This is a genomic window from Candidatus Binatia bacterium (assembly GCA_035631035.1).
In the GTDB taxonomy this organism is placed as follows: Bacteria; Eisenbacteria; RBG-16-71-46; order SZUA-252; family SZUA-252; genus DASQJL01.
In genome coordinates this window covers 1-4,190 of the sequence record DASQJL010000106.1, presented here as the reverse complement: position 1 = coordinate 4,190, position 4,190 = coordinate 1, and the positions used below count along the sequence as shown (strand labels likewise).

The 4,190-nt window shown below is 70.1% G+C and carries 4 protein-coding genes; all 4 read right to left on the bottom strand.

Going from position 1 to position 4,190, the window contains the following annotated elements; genetic code table 11:
• Positions 1 to 219: 219 nt before the first annotated feature.
• The gene (gene istB, locus VE326_11015; protein ID HYJ33739.1) at positions 220 to 954 is read right to left on the bottom strand and encodes an IS21-like element helper ATPase IstB; all 735 of its coding nucleotides are present in this window, start codon (positions 952 to 954) and stop codon (positions 220 to 222) included.
• Positions 951 to 2,621, bottom strand: coding sequence for an IS21 family transposase (istA, locus tag VE326_11010; protein ID HYJ33738.1), 1,671 nt, complete (start codon positions 2,619 to 2,621; stop codon positions 951 to 953). Before istA ends, istB begins: the two co-directional genes overlap by 4 nt.
• Positions 2,618 to 3,586, bottom strand: a complete 969-nt coding sequence (locus VE326_11005; protein HYJ33737.1) for a ParB N-terminal domain-containing protein — start codon at positions 3,584 to 3,586, stop codon at positions 2,618 to 2,620. The genes istA and VE326_11005 overlap by 4 nt, the downstream gene beginning before the upstream one ends.
• A 141-nt stretch (positions 3,587 to 3,727) precedes the next feature.
• On the bottom strand, positions 3,728 to 3,895 hold the full coding sequence (locus VE326_11000; GenBank protein ID HYJ33736.1) for a hypothetical protein: 168 nt from the start codon (positions 3,893 to 3,895) through the stop codon (positions 3,728 to 3,730).
• Positions 3,896 to 4,190: the final 295 nt, after the last annotated feature.

Here is a 4,190-nt window from a genome sequence, read left to right as displayed (position 1 = left end):
CGCGCTTTGGCGGCGGGATAGCAGGGATCCGGTCGCGGCAGGATCGGGAGCCATGGCTGCTGTCGCGGCGGGCGTCGCCGAGACGGCGGGAAATGGATCCACGTCGCTCGGCGGGTTGACGCTGGTCGGGAGCCACGCTCGCGGTCAGCAAGCGTGGGGTCGGGGGATCCGGAGAGCCGGCCCGACGGTCGGCGTTCGGGAGCCAACCCGTGGCCGGGCTCAGGTCGACGGAGCGCGCTCGGCGGCGCGCGTCTTGGCGACGTGCTGGCGCCAGCTCGGCCCGGGGATGTCGATGCGGATCGCGTGCATGGCGAGGCGGTCGAGGATCGCGGCGGTCAGGGTGGCATCGCCGAGGTACTTGCCCCAGTCGCTGAGCCCGATATTCGAGGTGACCGCGGTGGACGCGTGGCCGTGCCGACGATCGACGAGGTTGTACAGGGTGTGCGCGGCTGTCGGCTCCTCGGCACGGCGCTTGACCTGGCCGAGGCCGACGTCGTCGATGATCAGGAGCGCCGGGCGCGCCCAGCCCTTGAGGCGGCGTGCGTAGGTGCCATCGGCGAGGCCGGCGTGGAGGTCGTCGAGCAGATCGACGCAGCGCGCGTACCGCATGTGGAGCCCTTGCTCGCACGCGCGCAGGGCGAAGGCCTTGAGGAGGTGGCTCTTGCCGGTGCCGTTGTTTCCGGTGACCACGAGGTCGTCGTGGCGGCGCACGAAGTCGAGGCGTGCGAGCTCGAGCACGAGCGACTTGTCGAGGCTGGGTTGAAAGTCCCAGTCGAAGGCCTCGAGCGACTTGCGCTCGACGAGCCCGCTGGTGTCGATACGCCGCGTGATGCGTTGCTCGAGCTTGTGCGCGGCCTCCAGGCCGAGGATGTGCTCGAGGAGCGCGGTGGCGCCGGGGCGCTCGTGAGCGGACCACGCGAGGAGCTCGTCGAGCTGGTCGCGGGTGCGGGTCAATCCGAGGAATTCGAGGTGTCGTCGGAGCCGGGCAACGACGGGGTCATCGTCGCTTCGTCCGCAGTCTCGCTGCTTGGGGCGGGGCGGGTCGCTTCGCTTGGCCATGCGGGAGTCTCCTGGGTGCGTGACCGCGACGCGGAGGTGAGAGGGAGGCGGTCGTACTCGGTGAGGTCACGCGGCACCGTGCGGGCATGACCGAGCGTTGCTTCGAGTCGTCGCGCGGTGTCCTCGGCGACGTACTCGTCGAGCGTGCGGGGCAGCGCCCGCGCGGCGAGGATGCGCTCGACGGTGGCGTGGTCGCGCGCGCCGAACGCGGTGGCATGACCGAGCGCGAGATCGATCTCGTCGGTGGCGTAGCGCTCGCGCAGGAGCAGGATCTGGCGGGCCTGCGCGCTCCAGACCCGAGGTGGACCGAGGCTCATCAGGCGGAAGAATTCGGTCGCGTGCTCGCCCATGTTTCCGAAGGCGATGTGGAGCTGGTCGAGATCGACCGGGCTGCGTCGACTCGGCGCGGGGTGTAACCCGGCGGGGTCGAGCCGGAGGCCTGCGCCGCGCGGAGCGAGCTCATGGCGCGCGACGCACCGCAGGTCGGCGGCGTACACGAATAGCTCACGCTGCGTGATGCGCAGCGGCAGGATGTCAGTGACATGGTCGTAGGGGACGGCATAGTGATTGCCGGCCCAGGCCACGAAGCCGTCGATACCGCAGACGCGGTAGACCACGCGCGCCGTGTCGTAGGGATGCCGTGGCAGCGGGACCAGGTGGTCGCGCTCCTCGGCGAAGCGATCGAGCGCAGTACGCTTCTTGAGCTTGCGGTGGTCGACGATGTGCTCGAGCCAGTCCGCGAGCTGCACGCGCATGTCGTCGAGGTCGCGAAACTCGCGGCCGTTGAGGAACGAGCGCTCGACTTCCCAGAACGACCGCTCCGTCCGCGGCTTGTCGTTGGGGTGGCCGCGTCGAACGGCCAGTGGACGAAACTCGTAGTGGCTCGAGAACGCCAGGAAGCGCGGATTGTAGATTGGCTGATTGCACTCCCAGCGGAGCACGACCGGCTTCTGGCTATCGTACTTACACTCGTGTGCGCAGCCGTCGAGCCGGTCGAACGCGCGGTCGTGCCCGTCCATCAACGCATGCAGATCATTCGACTCATAGAGTCCGAAGTACTTCCGTTTGCTCGAGACAAGCACATACGACAGTGCCTGTATCACCGCCGTCTTGCCCGTCGTGAATCGAATCTCGTAGGGCGACCAGTCGCTCTCGGACATCTCGCCGGGCCCGTAGTCGGGCGTGGTCAGGCTCGGGGGTGGCTTCGGAGGCGGGCGCATCTTGCGGACGTGCCGCTTCACGCCGGTGTAGCCACCGTCGAAGCCCTCGGCGCGCAGCATCTCGAACACGCGCTGCGCGGTGATGTCGGCGAACTTCGCCATCAGCTCGGCGATCCGCGACTGCCATGCGTCGGTCTTCGCGGCACGCGGTGCGCGCGTCGGGCGTGGCGTCAGCGCAACGTGCTCGGTGTCGCGGCCCTGTGCGTGCGCCGCGAGCAGCGTGCGGACGGTGTTGCGGCTCACGCCGACGGCGCGGGCGATCGCACGCTGCGACTCACCCTGCTTCGCGAGCAGGGTGACCTGGTGCGCGAGCTCCGCACGGCTGCGCCACGTCGAGGTCATGCCGCCTCCGCCTGCGCCGTGACGGTAGCGATGACTCCATCGAGCGCGCGCAGCACGGGGGACAGGCGCGCCAGCGCGTCGCGCATCAGCGCCGCCGCGGGTGGCGCGAACACCTCGAGCGGCGTCGACAACAGGCGCGCTTCGAGCCGCGCCGCGATCTCGTGCACGCGCAGGATGTCCAGGCTCATCCAGTCGGCGTCGCTGCGTGTCGGGCGCGCCGGTCGCGGCCCCGGCGGCTTGCTGCTCGCGGGGCTGTCGAGCCGGCGCGCGAGGAGTGCCTCGCATGCGGCGAGGTCCTGCTGACCGAGGGCATCGTCGACCAGCGCTTCGGTCTGTCGGACCGTCAAGCCGCGGCGCACCACCACGGCGCTCGCTGCCTGCTGGTTGCCACGTGGCAACCGGCTCACCGCGACCGCCGCGCGCGGTGCGATCAGCCCGAGGCGCACGTCGGTCTGCACGAGCGGATCGAGTGCCTCGACCAGCATCAGCCGCCGCCACACCCAGCTCTTGTGCCGATTCATCCGACGCGCGATCTCGGGCTGCGGCAACCGATCCTCGCGGTAGAGCGAGCGCACCACCCATGCCTCCTCGAGCTCGGTGAGCCCACGCCGGTCGTGCAACTCGCGCAGGCGCAGCTTCGCGTCGACGGCCCCGACGTCATCGATGCGCGCGAGCAGCGTCGCCCACCCCAGCGCGCGCGCCGCACGGAGGCGCTTGAAGCCATCGATGATTTCGAGCCCGCCGCGCTCGGCGAACAGCGTCAGCGCGGCGAGCTGCCCGTGCTGCTCGAGCGAGCGGCGGATCGTCGTGAGAGCCTCGGCGTCGCACAGGCGCAACGCGGAGAGCCGCTCGCCGAGCGCCGCGATCTCGATCATGCGCGTCGCGGTGGCGGGCTCGTGCATGGCGGGCACTTCAAGCACCGCGCGCAGGTCGCGTCCAGGCTCATGCGTGACTGCTTCCGCCACGATTACGACGAAATCCCTCGTCACTGCCACCACTTGCGCGCCGAGGGTCAGGCGTGACAGAGACCTGCGCTCCGCCAGATTTCGCCGCGTATCTCCCCAGAGCTCCTCGGAAATCTCGCACCAGGGTGGCGCGTGACCGAGTCAGCGCTCGATCCACGAATTCGCCCACTTCTTCCCGTGATAGCGGGTACTTGAGAGCCGAGGGTGGCGCGTGACATCCGGAGACCGCCGCTCGCCGATCGCGGCTTGCACGCTGCCGCCCGCGCTCGTCTGCGCGTGCCCCATCGCGATCACTGCGGCGGCGCTCACGCGCCAGCTTCCGATCACGCACGCCACGACATGCCCGGCCGCACACGCACTGGGTCGCGATCGCCGAGGCCGCCGCCACGAACGTCCTACGGCACTCGGTGCATCGACGGCGCATGCGCGGGAGAGTGCGCCGTCGGCCAGTGCTCGTCCCGGAGGGGTCACGATCCCGCCGCCGCACCGACCTGATCACGCGGCGGGGTGGATCACGATCCCGCCGCCGCGCCCGACCTGATCACGCGGCGGGGTGGATCACGATCCCGCCGCGAAGTGGATCTCCACTACGCCGCCGCTGAAG

Bases quoted from the DNA above. Each gene is read 5' to 3' on its own strand.
- istA (HYJ33738.1), bottom strand. From the start codon at position 2,621: ATGACCTCGACGTGGCGCAGCCGTGCGGAGCTCGCGCACCAGGTCACC.